Here is a 19,103-nt window from a genome sequence, read left to right as displayed (position 1 = left end):
TCGGCCTTACTTGGCGAGCGGCGGGGTGACGGTGTCGGCGTCGATCGTGTCGATCAGCTCCGGAACCCAGGTCTCGCCATCCTTCGTCAGCTTCGCCTGGTACATGTTCTGCAGCATCGCGTGGTCTTCGGCGCGGATCGTCACGGTGCCCTTGGGGCCTTCGAACTCCCAGCCTTCGAGCGAGTCGATCATGGCGTCGACGTCGTCTCCGCCGCCCTCCTCGATCGCCTGCACGATCATCAGCGCGGCGTTGAAGCCGTCCGGTGAGAACAGGTCGGCCTTGTGGCCGTTCGCCTCCAGGTGCTTGATCATCGCGGCCTCAACCTCGTTGTCGGCAGCCCCGCCGTGGTAGTGGTTGAGGAAGCTGATCTTCTCGCCTGCGGCGGCGTACGCGCCGTAGGTGGCGACGTCACCGAGGCCGGTCACGACCGTGGTGGCGTCGAACACGCCCTGCTGGTCGAGCGACTGCCACATGGCGCCGGAGGTGGCGCCGGCCCAGGCCACGAAGACCAGGTCGGGGGCTGCCTGCACGATCTGCTGCGCGAACGGGGTGAACTCTGTGGCGTCTTCCGGAACCAGCACGCTGGTGACCTCGGCGCCCTTGCCGCCGAGTACCGCCTGCACGCCGGTGAAGTTGCCGTTGCCGAAGGCGTTGTTCTGAGCGAGCACCAGCACGCTCTTGCCTGCCGGGTCGCCGATGAAGGTACCGGCGGTTGCGACATCCTGGTAGGTCTGTCGGCCGGAGCGGAAGGTGTAGCCATTCACACCGGTGATGCCGTCAGCCGCGGCCGGCCCGGAGATGTAGAGCACCTTGTTCTGCTCGGCCTGCTCGGCGAGCGCGAGCGCGATGCCGGAAGACGCGGTGCCGGCGAGGATCTTGGTGCCCTGGCCGATGGCGTCGCGGGCCAGGTTGACGGCGGTGTCGGCGTCGCCGGCGTCGTCGGAGATGGTGATGTCGATCGCGCGGCCGCCGGCTTCCTTGGTGCCGTCGGTGGCGTAGTCGATGCCCGCCTCGAAGCCGGCGATGTACGCCTCGCCGTAGGTGGCGAGCGGTCCGGTCTGTGAGGTGATCAGCGACACCGCGACCGGGGCGAGTTCTTCGCCCTCGGCCGCCGGTTCGTTGGTGGTCGCGGTCGGAGCGCATCCGGCCAGTGCCAGACCGACCGACGCGATAAGCGCCGGGATCAGGTACTTCTTTGTAGCCCGCATGTGATTGCCTTTCCTGCTGTCGTAGGAGGAGATGAGAAAGTCTGGTGCTAACCTGACACTCGATTCAGGTTTCAGTAACGATAGTCACGCGGGCGTTGTACTGTCAATGTGACGGCCGCAACACTGGCCGCAACACTGGCGAAGGAGCCAAGCATGTCCACGGATGTTGTCATTCTCTCAGCTGTTCGCACGCCGCTGGGCAAAGTACGCGGGCAACTCGCGCCGCTCAGCGCCGTCGAACTCGGCGCGATCGTCATCCGCGCGGCGGTGGAACGCGCCGGTGTGTCGCCCGACGACGTGCAGGCGGTGATCATGGGCCAGGTACTGCAGGCCGGCAGTGGCCAGAACCCGTCGCGACAGGCCGCCGTCAAGGCCGGCCTCGGCTGGGACGTGCCGTCGACCACCACCAACCGGGTCTGCCTGTCCGGCCTCAGCGCCGTGATTGACGCGGCGCGCGTCATCCGCGCCGGCGAGGCCGACGTGGTCGTGGCCGGAGGCATGGAGTCGATGACCAACGCACCGCACCTGCTGCAGGGGTCGCGGATGGGTTGGGCATACGGCACGGTGTCGGCCATCGACCACGCCGCATACGACGGCCTCACCGACGCCTACGACGGACTGTCGATGGGCGCGTCGACTGAGGCGCACGTGGGCAAGCTCGGACTTACCCGGGCCGAACAGGACGAGATCGCCGCCGCCTCGCACCAGCGAGCCGCCGCCGCGCACAGCGACGGCCTGTTCGACGAGGAGATCATTCCGGTCGAGATCGTCGGTCGCCGCGGCGAGGTCACCATCGTCAGCGCCGACGAGGGCGTACGCGCCGACAGCACAGTCGACACGCTGAGCAAGCTGCGACCCGCCTTCGCCGCGCAGGGCACGATCACCGCGGGCAACTCGTCGCCGCTGAGCGACGGGGCATCCGCGCTCGTCATCGCCAGCCGCGACTTCGCTGAGGCGCACGGACTCGAGTGGCTCGCCGTGATCGGCAGCGCCGCCCAGACCGCCGGCCCAGACAACTCGCTGCACTCGCAGCCCTCGCGAGCCATCAACGCCGCGCTGGCCAAGGCGGGGTGGAGCGTCGGCGACCTCGACCTGGTCGAGATCAACGAGGCGTTCGCCGCGGTGGCGCTGCAGTCGAGCCGTGACCTGGGCATCTCGAACGAGATCGTGAACATCCACGGCGGGGCGATCGCGATGGGTCATCCGATCGGGGCATCCGGCGCCCGGCTCGTGACGCACGCAGCCCACGAACTGGCCAGGCGCGGATCGGGCAAGGCCGCGGTCTCGCTCTGCGGCGGCGGAGGCCAGGGCGACGCGCTCCTCCTGTCGCGCTAACCCGGCGCGGGCGGGCGGCCCGCTGAGTGCGCATCCGCAGCTGACGTGCGGCATCCGCGGCTGAGTCGAGCCGTCCGCGTCCGCGCCGCGCGCGCAGAACGGCAGTGTTTCGCGGTGACGCGCCGCAGATATCCGGTTTTCACCGGCGCGTTGAAGCGGAATGCTGCCGTTCTGCGCGGACCGAAACCGACTGGACAACCGGCTAGGCGCGCGCTACAGCAGGGTGATCGGCTTTACGATGTCCGCGTAGATGAGCAGCGCGCTCATGCCGCCGAGGATGATCACCACAGCCAGCGTGATCGGCACCAGCTTCGCGGTGTCGACCGGGCCCGGATCGGGCCGGCGGAACAGCTTCGCGAAGAACCGGCGGATGCCCTCCCAGAGCGCGCCGGCCACGTGTCCGCCGTCGAGCGGCATCAGCGGAATCAGGTTGAACACGAACAATGCCACGTTCAGCGACGCCACCAGCCCGACCAGGGATGCCGCGCGCTCCGTGACGGGAGCGTCGATCGACGCGATCTCCCCGGCGAGCCGACCGACGCCGACCACGCTGATCGGTCCGTTCGGGTCGCGTTCCTCGGGACCGAACGCGGCCTCAGCGATGTCGATGAGGCGCTGCGGCAGGTGGAGGATCACGTTGCCGACGGCCACGATGTTGTCCCCCACCGCGGGCAGCACCGCGGATGCCGGCTGCTGAGCCAGCTCATAGGCGGCGCCCACCCCGATGAACCCGACCTCAGTCGTGATCGGATTGCCCGCGGCATCCAGTTTCATCTGGCCGGCGTCGTCGAAGACGGGACGTTCGGTCAGCAGCGGGGTGACCTGCACGGTGCGGATGTCGCCGTCGCGTTCGATCTGGAACGCGATGGCCCGGCCGGGGTTGTCGCGGATGGTCTGGGTGGCCTGTGCCCAGGATTCCACTGGCTCGCCGTCGACGCTGAGCAGCTTGTCGCCGGGCTGGAGGCCGGCGGCGGCGCCGGGTGCGCGCGGGTCGCCCGGGGCGCACTCGGTGGCGGTGCTGTCGGCGGACTGCACGCATTCCGACACGCTGCCGAGCGTGGTGGAGGGCTGGCTGATCCCGAAGCCCATGAACAGCACGGCGTACAGCACGACCGCGATCAGCAGGTTCATGAACGGCCCGCCGAGCATCACAATGATGCGCTTGTAGACCGGTAGCCGGTAAAAGGTGCGCTCTTCCTCGCCCTCGGTGACCGTGTCGGCGGAGGAGTCCCGCGCATCCTGAACCATGGTGTCGAAGAAGCTCGTGCTGGCGGTGCGGGCCTTCGCGCCCTGCTTGGCCGGCGGGTACATGCCCGCCATCGAGATGTAGCCGCCGAGCGGGATCGCCTTCACGCCGTACTCGGTCTCGCCGCGCCGTTTCGAGAACAGCGTCGGGCCGAAGCCGATCATGTACTGGCCGACCTTGACCCTGAACAGCTTCGCCGGCACCAGGTGGCCGATTTCGTGCAGCCCGATCGACAGCGCGAGCCCGACCACAATGATCAGGATCCCCACGACATACAGCAGTACAGACTCCACGCCAGAAGAATACGGGACAATGGCTGTATGACTTCGCAGGGAACTGACAACGAGGTCGGCACTGTCTTCGCTGATCGCTACCGGGTCGTGGCAGTGATCGGGCGAGGCGGCATGGCGTCCGTTTACCGGGCCGAAGACCAGGTGCTCGGCCGCACGGTGGCGCTCAAGGTGTTCCGCACCACGCTCGCCGACGCCGACGACATCAAACGGCAGACCGATGAGATCCGGATGCTGGCCACCCTGAACCACCCGAGCCTGGTTACCCTGTTCGACGCGGTCGCCAGCGACGACGCCTCGGCGTTCCTGGTGATGGAGTTCGTCGACGGGCCGGATCTACGGCATGTGCTCGATGCGGGAGAGATGGATGCCGCGACGGCCGCGCTGCTCGGAGCCGATGTCGCCGACGCGCTGCAGTACGTGCACGAGCAGGGTGTGGTGCACCGCGACGTGAAGCCCGCCAACATCCTGGTGCCCAATGAGCGTCAGCAGTCCACCGGTCCGCGCGCGAAACTCGCGGACTTCGGCATCGCCCGGCTGGTCGACGGCGCCCACCACACTGCCACCGGCTCGGTGATCGGCACCGCCAACTACCTGAGCCCCGAGCAGGCGCTCGGCAAGCCCCTCACCGCGGCCAGCGACGTGTACTCGCTCGGCCTGGTGATCCTGGAGTGCCTCACCGGACGGCGCGCCTTCCCCGGCTCCGCCCTCGAGTCGGCCGCCGCGCGGGTGACCCGCGATCCCGAGCTGCCCGACACACTGCCCGACGGCTGGGAGAACCTGCTCACCGCGATGACCCACCGCGAACCAGAGGCCCGGCCGAGCGCGGGAGAGGTGGCGTTCATGCTGCGGCAACTTGCCGCCGTGCCGGTCGCGACCGAGGTGCTCGAACCCACCCGCGAACTGCAGGCCGTGCCGATGCCCGCCCACCCCGTCACCGCGCCCACCGAGATGATGGATGCCGCGAACACCGCCGGAGCATCCGCGGTGGGTACCGCTGCCGCGGGTATCGCCGCCGCTGCCGGTACCGCCACCGCCCCTGCCCTGCCGACCCAGCCGCCAGCCGGCAGCGCCACCGCACCGACATCCGCCCGGCCCCAGCAGAATCGCCGACGTCGCGCCCTGGTGGCTGGCGGCATTGGCGCGCTGCTAGTCGCGGCCGTGATCGCGATCCTGATCTGGGTGAATGCGCCACCGCCCGCGACTCCCCCGGTGCAGTACCCGGCGGTCGAGGGCGACCTCGGCACGCATCTCGAGCAGCTGCAGAAGACGGTAGAGCCATGAGACGTCGATTGATCACCCTGACCCTGGCCGGCACCCTGCTGCTGGCCGGCTGCGCATCGAATCAGCCGACCTTCGACCCGGCTGCGGCCGAGGATCTGCAGGCCGGTGTGCTCTCGGTGAGTGAGGCCTCGGCATCCGGCGACCTGCAGGGCGCGCTCACCCGCCTCGACGAACTCACCGTGGCCGTGAACGACGCCCTCGCCCGCGGTGCCATCACGCCGGAACGCCACCAGGCAATCGTGTCAGCCATCGACCTGGTCCGCGCCGACCTCGCCGCGGCCATCGAGGCCGCGAAGCCCAAGCCGACGCCGACGCCGACTCCGACTCAATCGGACGACGAGGACGACAACGACGGCGAGGGCAACGAGAACGGCAAGAACGACAAGGACGACAAGAAGGACGAGAAGAAGGACGAGAAGAAGAACGACAAGTCGGACGGCGACTCGGAATCGACGCCTACGCCAACCGAGACCTCCAACAACACTCCGACGCCGACCAATTCAGACGAATGGACGGATGACGGCAGCGACGACGGCGAGTAACCGCTCACCGACGCAGAACCGGCAGTACCGCTAGCCGGCCTGAGCGATCACGCGATCTGCTTCACCCCGCGCCCACACCTCGGCCGCCAGCACGCCCGGCAGCGTCGCCTCGCCCACCGAGTGCCGGTCGACGACCGCTCGCACCGTGTCGAGGATGTCGAGGTAGCCGATCGCTCCGGCGTGGAACGCGATCACCGTCTGCTCGTTCGCCGCGTTGAACACCGCCGGGAAGGTCGCGCCGGCCTCCCCCACCTGCTTCGCGAGCTGCACCGCGGGGAATGCTTCGGTGTCTAGCGGTTCGAACGTCCAGGTGCTGGCGGTGGTCCAGTCCAGCGGCGCACCGACATCCGGAACCCGGTTCGGCCAGTCCAGACCGAGCGAGATCGGCAGCCGCATGTCCGGCGGTGAGCACTGCGCGATCGTTGACCCGTCGATGAACTCGACCATGGAGTGCACGATCGACTGTGGGTGCACGGTCACCTCGATCTGCGCGTACGGCACGTCGAACAGCAGGTGCGCCTCAATCACCTCGAGCCCCTTGTTCACCAGGGTGGACGAGTTGGTGGTGACGACCAGGCCCATGTCCCAGGTCGGATGCGCCAGCGCCTCGGCCGGGGTGACATCGCGCAGCGAGTCACGGCTGCGTCCACGGAATGGGCCACCGGATGCCGTGAGCACCAGCCGCCGCACCTCGCTGGGTGCGCCCGACCTGAGTGCTTGCGCGAGGGCGGAGTGCTCGGAGTCGACCGGCACGATCTGCCCGGGCGCCGCGGCCTGCTTCACCAGGTCGCCGCCGACGATCAGGCTCTCCTTGTTCGCCAGCGCGAGCGTGGCGCCGGTCTCGAGCGCGGCCAGCGTCGGGCCGAGACCGACCGATCCGGTGATGCCGTTCAGCACGACATCCGCCTCGACGCTCCGCACCAGCGCGGCCGCGTCATCCGCGCCGAACGCGGTCTCGGTCACGCCGAACCTGGCCGCCTGCTCGGCGACGAGTTCGCGGTTGCTGCCCGCGGTGAGCCCGACCACCTGGAACCGGTCGGGGTTCGCGGCGATGACGTCGAGCGCCTGGGTGCCGATGGAGCCGGTGGAGCCGAGGATGATGACGCGTCGCATGGGTCTATCCTCCCGCAGGTTCTATTTGGCGAGCGCTGCGAAAACGGCCGAGCGCGCGTGCCGCGGCGGCGGCGTTCGGCCGTTCGGGCAGCGCTCGTGTGCGCTTCCGGCTACGAGGTAGCGAGGATGTCGACGATGAAGACCAGGGTGTCGTCGGCGGCGATGCCCGCCTTCTCGTTTCCGCCCTGCGGGCCGTAGCCCTGCGCCGGCGGGATGATCGCGATCACCTGTGAGCCGACGTTCTGCCCGACGAGTGCCTTCTGGAAGCCTTCGATCACGCCGGTGGTCGGGAACTGGGTCGGCTCACCGCGCTCCCAGCTGCCGTCGAAGACCTCGCCGGTGCGCCAGTTGATGCCCTGGTAGTGCACGGTGACCGTGTCGCCGTCCTCCACGACGGTGCCCTCTGCCTTCTGCAGCACAGCGATCTGCAGGTCGGCCGGCGGCGCGGCATCCGGAATCGTGACCGTGGGCGTGCCGTCCTCGGCCAGCTCGACGGTCGGGAATCCGGCGGGTGCCTCCTGCGGGGTGCCCTCGGCGCGCTCCAGCGGCGGTTCGGCGATCGCGAGAACGTCGGCCACGAACACGAGCGACTGCTCGCCGGTGACTCCGAGCGGCTCGGCGCCGGCGTCGCCCCACAGGTCGGCGGGCGGAATCACGCCGACCACTCGCGAACCCACCGCGCTGCACTCCAGGGTCTTCACCAGTCCGCTGAGGAACTGCTCCTCATCGACGGTGATCGGGGTGGCGGTGCCCTCGGTGTGACCGGTGGTGGAGACCTCTTCGCCGGTCTCGGCGTTCACCATGGTGAAGTCGATGTTGGCGATCGACCCGTTCTCGATCTTTTCGCCGTCACCCTCGATCACGACGCTGCGCTCGGTCTTCTTGACCGACAGCGGAGTCTCGAACTTGATCTCCGGCTTCGCGCCGAAGTCGCCGGTGACCTCGATCGACTCGGACGCCGATCCGCTCGGGGTGCAGCCCTCAGACGCCTTCTTCGCGTCGCCCGACTGCTCGGCCGGCGCACAGGCCGCGAGCGTGGCCACCAGGCCGAAAACCATTACCAGGGTTGCACCAGCGCGCACGCGAAAACCTCACAGAGAAGAAACGGGGAAGGCTCCAGTCTGGTGCATCCGCCTGAACATCGAGTGACAACCGCGGTGAGAGATCGCGGCCGGTTCACTTCTCACTGGTCGAGGCGCACAATGACCACATGCCCGACGACGCGGCAGAGCAATCAGAAAATCCGGATGCCGCGGCATCCCGAGCGCTTCGTGCTCAGTTGCTCGCGACTGAGCACTGGAGCCTGCTGGCCTCGCGGGGCACGACCCAGAGCGAGGTGCTCACCCGCATCAGCATGTTCCTCACGCTGGTGTCGGCGGGGCTCGTGAGTCTTGCCCTGGTCGGCCAGGCCAGCGATTTCTCGGAGGCGTTCGGTGTGTTCGCGATCGCCGTGCTCGGGGTGGTTGCGCTTGTCGGCGTGCTCACGCAGGTGCGCGTGCTGAACGTGGCGATGGAAGACCTGATGTACGTGCTCGCGATGAACCGGCTGCGGGCCGCCTACGTCGACCTCGACCCAGGGATCGCCGACACATTGATGGCGTCCACCCGCGACGATTACGCGGGCGTGAGGCAGACGTACTACTTCCTGACGCCGCGGCGCGGACAGAGCCAATTCGTCGGCAGCAGCATGCTGTTCATCATCGCGGTGAACTCCGCGATGATCGGACTGCTCATCGGCGCGATCGTCAACGCGCTTGGCGCGGTCACGTGGTTGGTGGTGCTTATCGGCGCCGTGATCGGGGCAGCGTTCGGCGTGTTCTCGGTCTGGCGGGGTCAACGGCGCTTCCTCGGCTTCTGGAAGCAGTACCGTCCGCTCAATCCGTCGCCGACGACGCCAGATCCGGCTCCGGATGCGGCTGCGCCTCCGGATCCGCCACACTGATCTCCGGCTCGTGCCGCACCGGGAAGTTCACCGACTGGGCGATGAAGCAGATCTGCTCCGCCTCGTCGTGCAGCCGCAACGCCAGCTCGAGGTCCCCCGACGCGATCGTCATCCGCGGCCGCAGCGTCACCTCGGTGAAGCGGCCGCCGGCTCCGTTCATCCGGATGGTGCCGGAGGCGGCGTCGGTGTAGCTGGTCACCGCGATGCCGTGCTTGGTGGCCAGGTAGAAGTAGCTCATCATGTGGCACTGGGCGAGGGCGCCGATCAGCAGCTCCTCCGGGTTCCACCGGTCGGCGTCGCCGCGGAAGACCGGGGCTGCCGAGCCGAGCAGGTCGGGCTTACCGTCGTGGGAGAGCACGTGCTCGCGGCTGAAGTCGCGCGGGCCACTGGTGCCGGTTCCGCGGTTTCCGGTCCACTGCAGCGCGACAGAAAAGTGGTGCTCAGGTGTCATGACAGGCCTTCCCTCCCCCAACTAAGATCGGTTCAATCATGACTGATGTGTCTGAAGCATCCGCACCCGTCCCGCTCACCGAGGAGCGCCGCATTGTCACGGCGATCCCCGGGCCGAAATCGCGGGCACTTCATGAGCGACGACTGGCCGTGGTGGCCGCCGGCGTCTCCAGCGCCCTGCCGGTCTACATCGAGCGCGCGCACGGCGCGATCCTCGTCGACGTGGACGGCAACCAGTTCATCGACCTCGGCGCCGGGATCGGCGTCACCACGATCGGCCACACCGACGAGGCCGTGGTGTCCGCGGCATCCGCTCAGCTGGCACAGGTCACCCATACGGCGTTCGGCATCACCCCCTATGAGCCGTACGTACGGGTCGCCGAGCTGCTCGCCGAGCACACCCCCGGCGACCACGCGAAGAAGTCGCTGCTGGTGAACTCCGGTGCCGAGGCGGTGGAGAACGGTGTGAAGATCGCCCGCAAGTTCACCGGCCGGCGCGGCGTCGCGGTGCTCGACCACGCGTTCCACGGCCGCACCAACCTGGCCATGACGATGACCTTCAAGTCGATGCCGTACAAGGCGGGTTTCGGCCCGTTCGCCCCGGAGGTCTACCGCGCGCCCGGCTCGTACCCGTTCCGGGATGGGCTGAGCGGCACCGAGGCCGCCGCGCACACGATCGCCTACCTGGAGAAGACGGTCGGGCCCTCCGACTTGGCCTGTCTGGTGGTCGAACCGATCCAGGGCGAGGGCGGCTTCATGGTCCCGGCCGACGGATACCTGCCCGCGCTGCAGGAATGGTGCAGCACCCACGGCATCGTCTTCATCGCCGACGAGATCCAGAGCGGCATGGGCCGCACCGGCCGCTACTTCGCCAGCGAGCACTTCGGCCTGGTGCCCGACCTGGTGCTGACCGCCAAGGGCATCGCCGGCGGGCTGCCACTGGCCGGCGTGACCGGACGCAGCGAGATCATGGATGCCGCGCACGCCGGCGGCCTCGGCGGCACCTTCGGCGGCAACCCGGTCTCCTGCGCCGCGGCGATCGCCGTGTTCGAGCGGATCGAGCAGCACAACCTGCTCGCCGAGGCGCAGCGCATCGAGGCGACCCTGAAGCCGGAGCTGCTGAACCTCCAGCAGAAGTACGGCGTGATCGGCGACGTGCGCGGCATCGGCGCCATGCTCGCCATCGAACTGGTGGAACCGGGCAGCACCACCCCGCTTCCCGAGGCGGTCAACAGCATCGTCGCGTTCGCCGCCCAGCAGGGCGTGCTGCTGCTGTCGGCGGGCACCTGGGGCAACGTGCTGCGTTTCCTGCCGAGCCTTGCCATCAGCGACGACCTGCTCGGCCAGGCGGTGCGCGTGCTCGACGACGCCCTCGCCGCCCTGTGACCGACGTGCTGTCGGCGGCGGGAGCCGTCGAACTCGCCGTTCTCGAGCGCTCCGGCATGATCGAGTCGCGTCACCTGGGGGTGGCGGTGGTCGTCGGACCGGATGCCGCGAGCCTGCGTGAACTAGGCGACGTCGACGCGCTTATCTATCCGCGATCGACCCTGAAACCGGTGCAGGCGATCACCGCGCTGCGGCTCGGCGCCGACCTCGACGGCGAGGAGCTCGTGCTCGCCACCGCCAGCCACGCCGGAACCGCCGAGCATGTGGCCGTGGTGCGCCGCATCCTCGACCGGGCCGGCCTCGATGAGAGCGCGCTGCAGTGCCCCGCCGACTGGCCGTCGGATCGGGCCGCCCGCACGGCCGCCACCGCGCCGCATCCGCTCAGCATGAACTGCTCGGGCAAGCACGCCGCGTTCCTGCTGGCCTGCGTCCGAAACGACTGGCCCACCGACTCGTACCTGGAGCTGGAGCATCCGCTGCAGCAGGCGATCCTCGCCTCCGTGCAGGAGTTCACCGGGCACCCGGTCGAGCACTCCGGCGTCGACGGCTGCGGGGCCCCGGTGCACGCGGTCACCGTGCGCGGGCTCGCGACGGCGATCTCGCGGGTGACCGGGCCGACCGACGACCCCGACGCCAGCCGTCTGGCCGCGGCGATCCGCGAGCATCCCTGGGCGATCGACGGCCCCGGCCGGGCGAACACGGTCACCATCGAGAAGCTGGGCTTGATCGCGAAGCTCGGCGCGGAGGGCGTTATGGTGATGGGCGCGGCCGATGGCACCGCCGTCGCGCTGAAAACGCTGGACGGCTCGCTGCGCGCCGCCACCACCGTCGCGCTGCAACTGCTGGTCGAGGCGGGTGCGGTGGACGCGGATGCCGCGGCCGAGGTGATCGCGGTGACCTCGGAGCGGGTGCTCGGCGGCGCGCGCCCGGTGGGCGAGCTGCGCGCGGTCGTCTAGCCACGGGCTTCTGCGGCGCTGAGGTCTGCCATGTGGGCCTTCCCGGCCGGAAGGACCGTTTACCAGACCTCACCCCTTGGGTTGGGGAAGTGCCTCCGGGCAAACAGGGAACTGTGGTGCTCGATCCCCCACACTCCGTGCGCCCGCGTCACTGCGGTTTGATGTTCTGGTTGTTCTGGAACACGTTGTCCGGGTCGTACTTGCGTTTCAGGGCCGCCAGGCGCTCGTAGTGATGGCCGTAAGCCGCACGCACGCGGCCCTCGCCCTCGTCGCTGAGGTAGTTCACGTAGACGTCACCCGTCGTGTGCGGCTGCATGGCGTCCCAGAACTGGCGTGCCCATTCGATGTGCCGTTCCTGCTCGTGCGGCTCGGACCAGATGGCAGCGATGATCAGGTCGTAGGCGGCGTCACGGTGGCCGAACGCAGTGGCGTCGTTGGGGACCCGGGCAACGGCGCCGCCGAACTGGTCAATGATGACCATCGGCCGCGCTGACGGCGCGGCTTCCATGAAGGCGACCAGGGTGTCGATTGCGGGGTCGCTCAGTTCGTTGAGGTTGCTGGACTTCCAATAGTTGAGGAGTCCGAACGGGAAATCGCCGTCATACGCCTGCTGCACGTCGCAGTAGCTCATCGCCATGATCATGTCCTCCAGTGGTGAGCCGAACTCGCGCACCGGCCGCAACAGTTCCTCACCCTCTTCCTGCGGCCCGAAGTACACCACGAAAAGCATGACGGCCCGCTGTCCGTCCGGCAGCGTCGCCAGGCCTGCCTCGACGAACAGGTCGTCCGGGGCGCCCTGGGAGTACTCGCGATAGAACCGCAACACGTCTCTGGCTGCGCTGAACGGGTGGACCACCGGGCCGGCGATGACCTGCCCGACGGGGTGCAACGTGTATTCGAACGAGGTGACGATCCCGAAATTGCCACCGCCGCCGCGCAGCCCCCAGAACAGGTCGACATTCTCGGTGGCGCTCGCGGTGACGAAATTGCCGTCGGCGGTGACGACGTCCGCCGAGAGCAGGTTGTCGCAGGCCAGTCCGTGTTTGCGTTGCAGCCAGCCGATGCCGCCGCCCAGGGTGAGCCCAGCAATACCCGTGGTGGACACCGCCCCACCAGTCGTGGCCAGCCCGAACGCCTGCGTCTCGCGGTCGAACTCACCCCAGGTCAGTCCAGCCTGCGCGTGCGCGACCCGCCCCACCGGATCCACCCGCATCCCCTTCATCGCCGACAGGTCGATGACGATTCCTCCGTCGCAGACAGCCTTCCCTGCCACGTTGTGGCCACCACCGCGGACCGCGACCGCAAGTCCGTGCTCCACGCCGAAACGAAGCGCGGCCATCACGTCGGCCACCCCGGAGCAGCGAGCGATCACCGCCGGCCGTTTGTCGATCATGCCGTTGTGGACCCTGCGAGCGGTGTCGTACCCCGGATCATCCGGACCGAGTACCAGGCCCCGCAATCCGGCCCTCAGAGACTCTAAGTCAGGCTCCGCGAGGATAAACGTCATCGTCTCCACCTCCATCACACATCGGGTATTCCCGATCGTCCCACCGGCGGGTGTCGCCGACAAGGGCCTGCGTTACTCGTCAAACCAGGCGAAGGCGGGCATCCGCATCGAAGGTGACAGGGGTGAGGTCTGGCACGTGTTCGTGAGGTCTGCGGTTTGGTCCTTCCCGCTTGCCCGGAAGGGCCGATCTCCAGACTTCAGCGAAATCGAAATTGGGCGCCCGAGGAGCGACCCTCACGGGAACAGCGACTCCACCACCTCACGGAACGCCTCGCCGTGGCGCGCGACATCCGCGGTACTGGTCGCCGGACTCATCAGCGCCATGTTGTGAAACGGCGTGATCAGGATGCCGCGATTCAGGGCGTGCAGGTGCAGATACTGTTGCAGCTCGAAGTCGTCCGCGTCCGCCGCCTCCCGGCCGTTGCGCGGCGGGGTCGGCCGGAAGCTGTACTCGGCGCGGCAGCCGAGCTGCGTCACCTGCCAGGGCACGTCGTAGTCGTCGATCACCTGCTGCACCCCGTCGGTCCACTCGGTGGCGCGGGCGATCATGCCCGGCCACACCTCCGGGGTCAGCACCTCAGCGAGCGTGGCGCGCACCCCCGCCATCGACACGGCGTTGCCGGCCAGGGTGCCGCCCACTCCCCCCACATCGATGTCCTCCAGCACCAGCGAGTTGCGCACCCGCGCGGCGAACTCCTCGGTCATGCCATATGCGGCGGCCGGGATGCCGCCGCCGATGGTCTTGCCCACCACCACGGCATCCGGAATCAGACCGTCACGGGCGGTCATCCCGCCGGGCCCGGCGCACAGGGTGTGGGTCTCGTCGATGATCAGCAGCGTGCCGGCGCTGTCGCAGAACTCGCGCAGCGCGTCGTGCCAGTCGGGGTCAGGCAGCACGATGCCGATATTCGTCAGCGCCGGCTCGATCAGCACCGCCGCGATGTCGCCGACGGCGAGCGCCCGCTCCAGCGCCGGCACATCGTTGAACGGCACCACCACGGTGGTCTCGGCCGGCGGCACCGGGGCGCCGATCGTGCCGCGGCGTTCGGTCACGGCGCCCTCCGGCGACAGGGTCGCAAACGTCTCGTCGACGCTGCCGTGATAGCAGTAGTCAACCACCAGGATCTTGCGCCGCCCGGTCACCTGCCGGGCGAAGCGGATCAGCGACCGGTTGGCGTCGGTGGCGGTCAGGGTGAACTGCCAGCTGCTCAGCCCGAAACGCTCGGCGAGCAGGGTCGCCGCCTCCGCGGCATCCGCGGTCGGAAGCATGAATGTCGCCCCGCGGGCCAACTGCTCACTGATGGCGCGAACGGATGCCGCGGGCGCATGCCCGCACATGGCGCCGGTGTCGCCCAGGCAGAGGTCGACGTGATCGATGCCGTCGGCGCACTCGAAGTGCGCGCCGATGGCGCCCTTCACGTACACCGGCCACGGGCCCGGCCACTTCGCCATCCACAGCATCGGCACCCCGTCAGGCAGGTGCGGGGTGGCCTCACGCCAGAGCCGCTCCGACTCCGGCCTGGCGATGCGGAAGGTGTCGACCTCGTGATCCCACAGCCGCCGCAGCCGATCCCGATCCGGGAACATTCCTACCCCTACCCCTGCCTCAATTGCCGCTTACGCCGGGCGGCACTGGAGACCTGCGCGGCGACAACGATGATGATCGCCGCGAAGAACACGATGCTGGCGATCACGTTGGCCTCGGCGGGGATGCCGCGGGCGGCCGCCGTGTAGATGTACTTCGGGAAGGTGACGGCAGGGCCGGAGTTGAACGTGGTGATGATGAAGTCGTCGAAGCTCAACGCGAACGACAGCAGCGCGGCGGCCATGATCCCGGGCAGCAGCAGCGGGAACGTGATGCGCCAGAACACCTGGTTCGGTGACCCGTACAGGTCTCGTCCGGCTTCCTCGAGCGCCGGGTCGAGCGAGGCGACCCGGGCTCGCACGGTGACCACGACGAAGCTGATGCAGAACATCACGTGCGCGATGATGATGGTGCCAAGCCCCTTGGCGACGCCGGCGGCGAGGAACTGGGCGGCGAGTCCGGCGCCGAGCACTACTTCCGGGGTGGCCATCGGCAGGAACAGCAGCAGGGTGGTGCTTGCCCTGAACCGGAACCGGTATCGCACCAGGGCGATCGCGATCATGGTGCCGAGGGCGGTGGCGATCACGGTGGCGACCACCCCGACGAAGATGCTGTTCGCGAACGCCGAGCAGACCCCCTGCGCGTTGCACAGCTGCGTCCAGTTCTCGAGGGTGAAGGCGCGCCAGGTGATGTTGGTGCGGCGGTAGTCGTTGAACGAGAAGACGATCGTGTAGACGATCGGGATGAGCAGGAAGATGAACGCGATCACGCTGTAGGCGGCGAGTCCCCAGCGTCCGGCCCCGAGCCGGAATGTGCGGCGTGGGGCGGCTGGCGTGGTGGCCGCGGCATCCGTCAGCACGGCACCGCCTTGCAGGGTCATAGCAGGTCCTCCGTTCCGGAGCGGCGCACGTAGAAGCTCACCAGCACGAGGATCGCGGCCATCAGCAGCAGCGACAGCGCGGCAGCCGCCGGGTAGTTCTGCAGCACCAGGAAGTTCGCCTCGATCACGTTGCCGATCATCGCCGTGTCGACGGAGCCGAGGAAGTCGCGGCTGGCGTTGATGTAGTCACCCGCCGCGGGAATGAAGGTGAGCAGGGTGCCCGAGAGGATGCCGGGCATCGACAGCGGAATGGTGACGGTGCGGAATGTGGTCCACGGCGACGCGTACAGGTCGCTGCCCGCCTCGACGAAGCGGAGGTCGAGTCGCTCCAGCGAGGTGTAGATCGGCAGGGTCATGAACGGGATGAAGTTGTAGGTCAGTCCGAAGATCACCGAGAACGGGGTACCGGTGAGCTGTGCGTCCGGCGGCAGCAGACTGAAGGTCTGCAGCGAGCTGACCAGCCAGCCCTCATCGGAGAGAATCTGCTTCCAGGCCAGGGTGCGCAGCAGGAAGCTGATGAAGAACGGGGCGATCACCAGGGTGAGGGCGAGGCTCTGCAGCAGCGGGAAGCGGCGCAGGTTCACCCCGATGAAGTACGCCAGCGGGTAGCTGATCAGCAGCGCGGCGATGGTGGCCGCGGTCGCATACCCGAACGACCGAATGATGTTCGGCCAGTACAGCTCCATCACGGTCAGGTAGTTCTGCCACTGGAACGCGTAGTCGTACGCTCCGATGTCGCCGATCGCGCTCGGCGTCTGCAGGCTCGTAAACACCAGCGACAGCAGCGGTGCGAGGAAGAACACCAGCAGGTACAGGATGCCGGGCAGCAGCAGGAACAGCGCGATGCGGCTCTTCTTCCGCGGTGTAGGCGCGGCGACGGGCTCTGCGGTGGCGAACGCTCCGAAGGCCATGCTCAGCCCTCCCCGAGCTCCGCTTCGAGCCGTTCGCGGCGCTGCACGGCGATCGCCTCGGTTGAGGAGTCCTGCGCGATGTGTTCCGCCTCACCGGGGTGGTCGGCGACTCCGAACCCGTGCTCCACCAGCCAACTGATCCACACCTCGTTGCCCTCCTGCACGGCTGGTCCGAACGCCGTGTTCTGCGCGAAGACAGTCACGAGGCCGGCGGGCATCGCCAGCCGGTACGAGGTGCTCATTCCGGTGAACGACACATCGGTCACCCGCCCGGGACCGGCCACATTCACCCCGGCCGTGCGTTCCGGTTCCGAGGTGTGCAGCCGCAGTTTCTCGGGTCGGATGCCGACGGTCACCGCGCCGCGGTGCCGCTGTGCTCGCGCGGTGGGCACCTCGATCCGGTTGCCGGCGATGTCGACCACGAACGAGTCGGCGCCGGTGGTGACCACCTCCCCGGTGAACAGGTTCGACTGGCCGAGGAAGTTGGCCACGAACGTGGTGCGTGGCAGCTCGTACAGGGTTTCCGGTGATCCCAACTGTTCGATCCGGCCCTTGTTCATCACCGCGACGGTGTCGGCCATGGTCATGGCCTCCTCCTGGTCGTGGGTGACGTGCAGGAAGGTCAGCCCCACCTCAGATTGGATTCCCTTCAGCTCCAGCTGCATCTGCCGCCGCAGCTTCAGGTCCAGGGCGCCGAGCGGCTCGTCGAGCAGCAGCAGCGCCGGCCGGTTGACGACCGCCCTGGCGAGCGCGACGCGCTGCTGCTGCCCGCCGGACAGTTGGGCGGGCTTCCGCTGCGCCAGATGGTCAAGTTCCACCAGTCGCAGCACCTCGTGAGCCTTGTCGAGGGGGGCGCTGATCCGGCGCCGTTTCAGCCCGAACGCCACGTTCTCCAGCACCGTCATGTGCGGGAACAGCGCGTAGCTCTGGAACACCGTGTTCACCGGCCGCTGGTACGGCTTGGTGTCCGTGACATCCTTCCCCCCGATCAGGATGCGTCCGGATGTCGCCTCCTCCAGCCCGGCGACCAGTCGAAGCGTCGTCGTCTTGCCGCAGCCGGACGGCCCGAGCAGGGCGAAGAACGACCCGGCCGGAATCGTCAGGTTCAACTCGTCGATGGCCGTGAACCCGGGAAACCGTTTGGTGATGCCGACCAGTTCGAGGTCGGCGCCCGACGCGTCAAAGTTTCCGTGAGCCAACGGTCAACCTCCGCCCAGCAAGACGCTCTGGTACTCGGCCCCGAACTCCTGCTCTTCCGCATTGCTCAGGGTGCGGAACACATGCACCTGAGACAGGGTCTCCTCGTTGGGGAAGATCAGCTGGTTGTCGGCCAGGGCAGGGTCGATCGCGGCCGCGGCCTCCTTGGCTCCCTCCACCGGGGTGACGTAGTTCACATACGCGGCCACCTCGGCAGCCACTTCCGGTTCGTAGTAGTAGTTGATCAGCGTTTCCACGTTCGTCTTGCGGGTCGAGCCCATCGGAACGACGAACGCTTCGTTCCACAGCGTGCCGCCCGCTTCCGGGATCGCGAAGATCCATTTGTCGCCGGCTTCCGCATTCAGCAGCGTGATGTCGCCTGACCAGCAGATGGCGGCGAGGGTGTCCTCGTTCTGCAGGTCCTCGATGTACGAGTTGCCGCGCACGGCACCGATCTGGCCTGAGCCCACCTGTTCGCGGAAGACATCCATGCCCGTCTGAAAGTCCGCGGCGCTGAAGTCGGTGATGTCGATGCCCTCCTGCAGCATGATCAGGCCGAGGGTGTCGCGCATCTCCGAGAGCACCCCGATGCGGCCCGACAGCTCGGGGTTCCACAGGTCGTTTACGCTCGTCATCCCGTTCGGGATCTTCTCCTTGTTCCAGCAGATCCCGGCGAATCCCGCCTGCCAGGGCACGCTCCTGGTGCGGTCGGGGTCGAAGTCCGGGTGCGCGAGCGACGGGGTCAGGTTCTTGATGTTGGGAATGTTGGCGTGATCAAGCTCCTGCACGTAGTTCAGGCGCACGAGCCGGGACACCATCCAGTCGGTCAGGACGACCGTGTCGGCGCCGATGTCCTGGCCGAGCGCGAGCTGGTCACGCACCTTGGCGTAGTAGGTGTTGTTGTCGTCGACGTCGACCAGGTATTCGACCTCGATGCCGGTCTGCTCGGTGAATGCGATCAGCGTCGGGTAGTTGCCCTCATCGTCCTGGTCGAGGTACGACGGCCAGTTGGCCCAGCGCAGCGTCTTGTCGGTGTCGGATTCGTCGGTGGCCGGCGTGAGTTCGCCTCCGGCTTGCGGCGCGCAGGCGGCCAAGGCCAGCGCTGCAGCGGAGACCCCGACGCCCTTCAATACGGCACGACGGGAGACCTGGGCGCGCTGCGCCTCGGCGATCAACCGCCGAATGATCGGGTCTTCCGGGAGCGGACGGTTCATGGCGAACTCCTCACGAACAGGACGCACCGCGCACCTTCGCGGTGTGTGCGTTGATA

At 68.1% G+C, this 19,103-nt stretch carries 17 protein-coding genes; 6 read left to right on the top strand and 11 right to left on the bottom strand.

Annotated elements, in window-relative coordinates:
- Positions 1-6: 6 nt before the first annotated feature.
- Positions 7-1,209 (bottom strand): substrate-binding domain-containing protein, encoded by a 1,203-nt coding sequence (locus HCT51_RS03965; protein WP_166870556.1) that lies wholly within the window; start codon positions 1,207-1,209, stop codon positions 7-9.
- A 153-nt stretch (positions 1,210-1,362) separates the two neighbouring features.
- Here HCT51_RS03965 and HCT51_RS03960 point away from each other — a divergent pair, with 153 nt between their 5' ends.
- Positions 1,363-2,544 carry an acetyl-CoA C-acetyltransferase gene (locus HCT51_RS03960; RefSeq protein ID WP_166870554.1) on the top strand — a complete coding sequence of 394 codons (1,182 nt, stop codon included), beginning with the start codon at positions 1,363-1,365 and terminating at the stop codon, positions 2,542-2,544.
- 213 nt (positions 2,545-2,757) lie between these two features.
- On the opposite strand, the gene HCT51_RS03955 is transcribed toward HCT51_RS03960, so the two are convergent.
- Positions 2,758-4,083 (bottom strand): M50 family metallopeptidase, encoded by a 1,326-nt coding sequence (locus HCT51_RS03955; protein ID WP_166870552.1) that lies wholly within the window; start codon positions 4,081-4,083, stop codon positions 2,758-2,760.
- Between the two features lie 27 nt (positions 4,084-4,110).
- Between HCT51_RS03955 and HCT51_RS03950 the strand changes: the two genes are divergently transcribed.
- Positions 4,111-5,364, top strand: coding sequence for a serine/threonine-protein kinase (locus HCT51_RS03950; RefSeq protein WP_166870550.1), 1,254 nt, complete (start codon positions 4,111-4,113; stop codon positions 5,362-5,364).
- Positions 5,361-5,906 carry a hypothetical protein gene (locus HCT51_RS03945; RefSeq protein WP_166870548.1) on the top strand — a complete coding sequence of 182 codons (546 nt, stop codon included), beginning with the start codon at positions 5,361-5,363 and terminating at the stop codon, positions 5,904-5,906. The genes HCT51_RS03950 and HCT51_RS03945 overlap by 4 nt, the downstream gene beginning before the upstream one ends.
- Positions 5,907-5,936: 30 nt before the next feature.
- On the opposite strand, the gene HCT51_RS03940 is transcribed toward HCT51_RS03945, so the two are convergent.
- Positions 5,937-7,019 (bottom strand): 1-deoxy-D-xylulose-5-phosphate reductoisomerase, encoded by a 1,083-nt coding sequence (locus tag HCT51_RS03940; RefSeq protein ID WP_166870546.1) that lies wholly within the window; start codon positions 7,017-7,019, stop codon positions 5,937-5,939.
- Between the two features lie 110 nt (positions 7,020-7,129).
- Positions 7,130-8,101 carry an FKBP-type peptidyl-prolyl cis-trans isomerase gene (locus tag HCT51_RS03935; protein WP_224760652.1) on the bottom strand — a complete coding sequence of 324 codons (972 nt, stop codon included), beginning with the start codon at positions 8,099-8,101 and terminating at the stop codon, positions 7,130-7,132.
- Positions 8,102-8,229: 128 nt separating this feature from the next.
- Between HCT51_RS03935 and HCT51_RS03930 the strand changes: the two genes are divergently transcribed.
- Positions 8,230-8,961, top strand: a complete 732-nt coding sequence (locus HCT51_RS03930; RefSeq protein WP_166870544.1) for a hypothetical protein — start codon at positions 8,230-8,232, stop codon at positions 8,959-8,961.
- On the opposite strand, the gene HCT51_RS03925 is transcribed toward HCT51_RS03930, so the two are convergent.
- Positions 8,894-9,412 (bottom strand): OsmC family protein, encoded by a 519-nt coding sequence (locus tag HCT51_RS03925; RefSeq protein ID WP_166870542.1) that lies wholly within the window; start codon positions 9,410-9,412, stop codon positions 8,894-8,896. The genes HCT51_RS03930 and HCT51_RS03925 overlap by 68 nt on opposite strands.
- A 38-nt stretch (positions 9,413-9,450) precedes the next feature.
- Between HCT51_RS03925 and gabT the strand changes: the two genes are divergently transcribed.
- Together gabT and HCT51_RS03915 are read left to right on the top strand one after the other, a co-directional pair.
- Positions 9,451-10,797, top strand: a complete 1,347-nt coding sequence (gene gabT, locus HCT51_RS03920) for a 4-aminobutyrate--2-oxoglutarate transaminase (protein WP_166870540.1) — start codon at positions 9,451-9,453, stop codon at positions 10,795-10,797.
- Positions 10,794-11,753: an asparaginase gene (locus HCT51_RS03915; protein ID WP_224760651.1), complete on the top strand. Its 960-nt coding sequence runs from the start codon at positions 10,794-10,796 to the stop codon at positions 11,751-11,753. Before gabT ends, HCT51_RS03915 begins: the two co-directional genes overlap by 4 nt.
- 148 nt (positions 11,754-11,901) lie before the next feature.
- Here HCT51_RS03915 and HCT51_RS03910 read toward each other — a convergent pair whose 3' ends face one another.
- The 6 genes from HCT51_RS03910 to HCT51_RS03885 form a co-directional block, all read right to left on the bottom strand.
- The gene (locus tag HCT51_RS03910) at positions 11,902-13,146 is read right to left on the bottom strand and encodes an FAD-binding oxidoreductase (RefSeq protein ID WP_224760650.1); all 1,245 of its coding nucleotides are present in this window, start codon (positions 13,144-13,146) and stop codon (positions 11,902-11,904) included.
- 348 nt (positions 13,147-13,494) lie between these two features.
- Positions 13,495-14,847 carry a transaminase gene (locus tag HCT51_RS03905; protein ID WP_166870536.1) on the bottom strand — a complete coding sequence of 451 codons (1,353 nt, stop codon included), beginning with the start codon at positions 14,845-14,847 and terminating at the stop codon, positions 13,495-13,497.
- Positions 14,848-14,855: 8 nt separating this feature from the next.
- Positions 14,856-15,725 (bottom strand): ABC transporter permease, encoded by an 870-nt coding sequence (locus HCT51_RS03900; RefSeq protein ID WP_166870534.1) that lies wholly within the window; start codon positions 15,723-15,725, stop codon positions 14,856-14,858.
- Positions 15,722-16,636: an ABC transporter permease gene (locus HCT51_RS03895; RefSeq protein ID WP_166870532.1), complete on the bottom strand. Its 915-nt coding sequence runs from the start codon at positions 16,634-16,636 to the stop codon at positions 15,722-15,724. The genes HCT51_RS03900 and HCT51_RS03895 overlap by 4 nt, the downstream gene beginning before the upstream one ends.
- Before the next feature lie 2 nt (positions 16,637-16,638).
- The gene (locus HCT51_RS03890; RefSeq protein WP_166870530.1) at positions 16,639-17,835 is read right to left on the bottom strand and encodes an ABC transporter ATP-binding protein; all 1,197 of its coding nucleotides are present in this window, start codon (positions 17,833-17,835) and stop codon (positions 16,639-16,641) included.
- 3 nt (positions 17,836-17,838) lie between these two features.
- Positions 17,839-19,047, bottom strand: a complete 1,209-nt coding sequence (locus HCT51_RS03885) for an ABC transporter substrate-binding protein (protein ID WP_166870528.1) — start codon at positions 19,045-19,047, stop codon at positions 17,839-17,841.
- Positions 19,048-19,103 lie beyond the last annotated feature (56 nt).

Source organism: Salinibacterium sp. ZJ450, from assembly GCF_011751885.2.
In the GTDB taxonomy this organism is placed as follows: Bacteria; Actinomycetota; Actinomycetes; order Actinomycetales; family Microbacteriaceae; genus Ruicaihuangia.
Note: the sequence above shows the minus strand (reverse complement) of the source record. Positions and strands in the feature narration are given on the sequence as shown.

Excerpts from the sequence above, each read along its gene's own strand:
- HCT51_RS03885 (WP_166870528.1), bottom strand. The coding sequence starts at position 19,047 with ATGAACCGTCCGCTCCCGGAAGACCCGATCATTCGGCGGTTGATCGCC.
- gabT (WP_166870540.1), top strand. The coding sequence starts at position 9,451 with ATGACTGATGTGTCTGAAGCATCCGCACCCGTCCCGCTCACCGAGGAG.
- HCT51_RS03925 (WP_166870542.1), bottom strand. The coding sequence starts at position 9,412 with ATGACACCTGAGCACCACTTTTCTGTCGCGCTGCAGTGGACCGGAAAC.
- HCT51_RS03945 (WP_166870548.1), top strand. The coding sequence starts at position 5,361 with ATGAGACGTCGATTGATCACCCTGACCCTGGCCGGCACCCTGCTGCTG.
- HCT51_RS03905 (WP_166870536.1), bottom strand. The coding sequence starts at position 14,847 with ATGTTCCCGGATCGGGATCGGCTGCGGCGGCTGTGGGATCACGAGGTC.
- HCT51_RS03910 (WP_224760650.1), bottom strand. The coding sequence starts at position 13,146 with ATGATCGACAAACGGCCGGCGGTGATCGCTCGCTGCTCCGGGGTGGCC.
- HCT51_RS03950 (WP_166870550.1), top strand. The coding sequence starts at position 4,111 with ATGACTTCGCAGGGAACTGACAACGAGGTCGGCACTGTCTTCGCTGAT.
- HCT51_RS03960 (WP_166870554.1), top strand. The coding sequence starts at position 1,363 with ATGTCCACGGATGTTGTCATTCTCTCAGCTGTTCGCACGCCGCTGGGC.
- HCT51_RS03965 (WP_166870556.1), bottom strand. The coding sequence starts at position 1,209 with ATGCGGGCTACAAAGAAGTACCTGATCCCGGCGCTTATCGCGTCGGTC.
- HCT51_RS03940 (WP_166870546.1), bottom strand. The coding sequence starts at position 7,019 with ATGCGACGCGTCATCATCCTCGGCTCCACCGGCTCCATCGGCACCCAG.
- HCT51_RS03930 (WP_166870544.1), top strand. The coding sequence starts at position 8,230 with ATGCCCGACGACGCGGCAGAGCAATCAGAAAATCCGGATGCCGCGGCA.
- HCT51_RS03895 (WP_166870532.1), bottom strand. The coding sequence starts at position 16,636 with ATGGCCTTCGGAGCGTTCGCCACCGCAGAGCCCGTCGCCGCGCCTACA.
- HCT51_RS03900 (WP_166870534.1), bottom strand. The coding sequence starts at position 15,725 with ATGACCCTGCAAGGCGGTGCCGTGCTGACGGATGCCGCGGCCACCACG.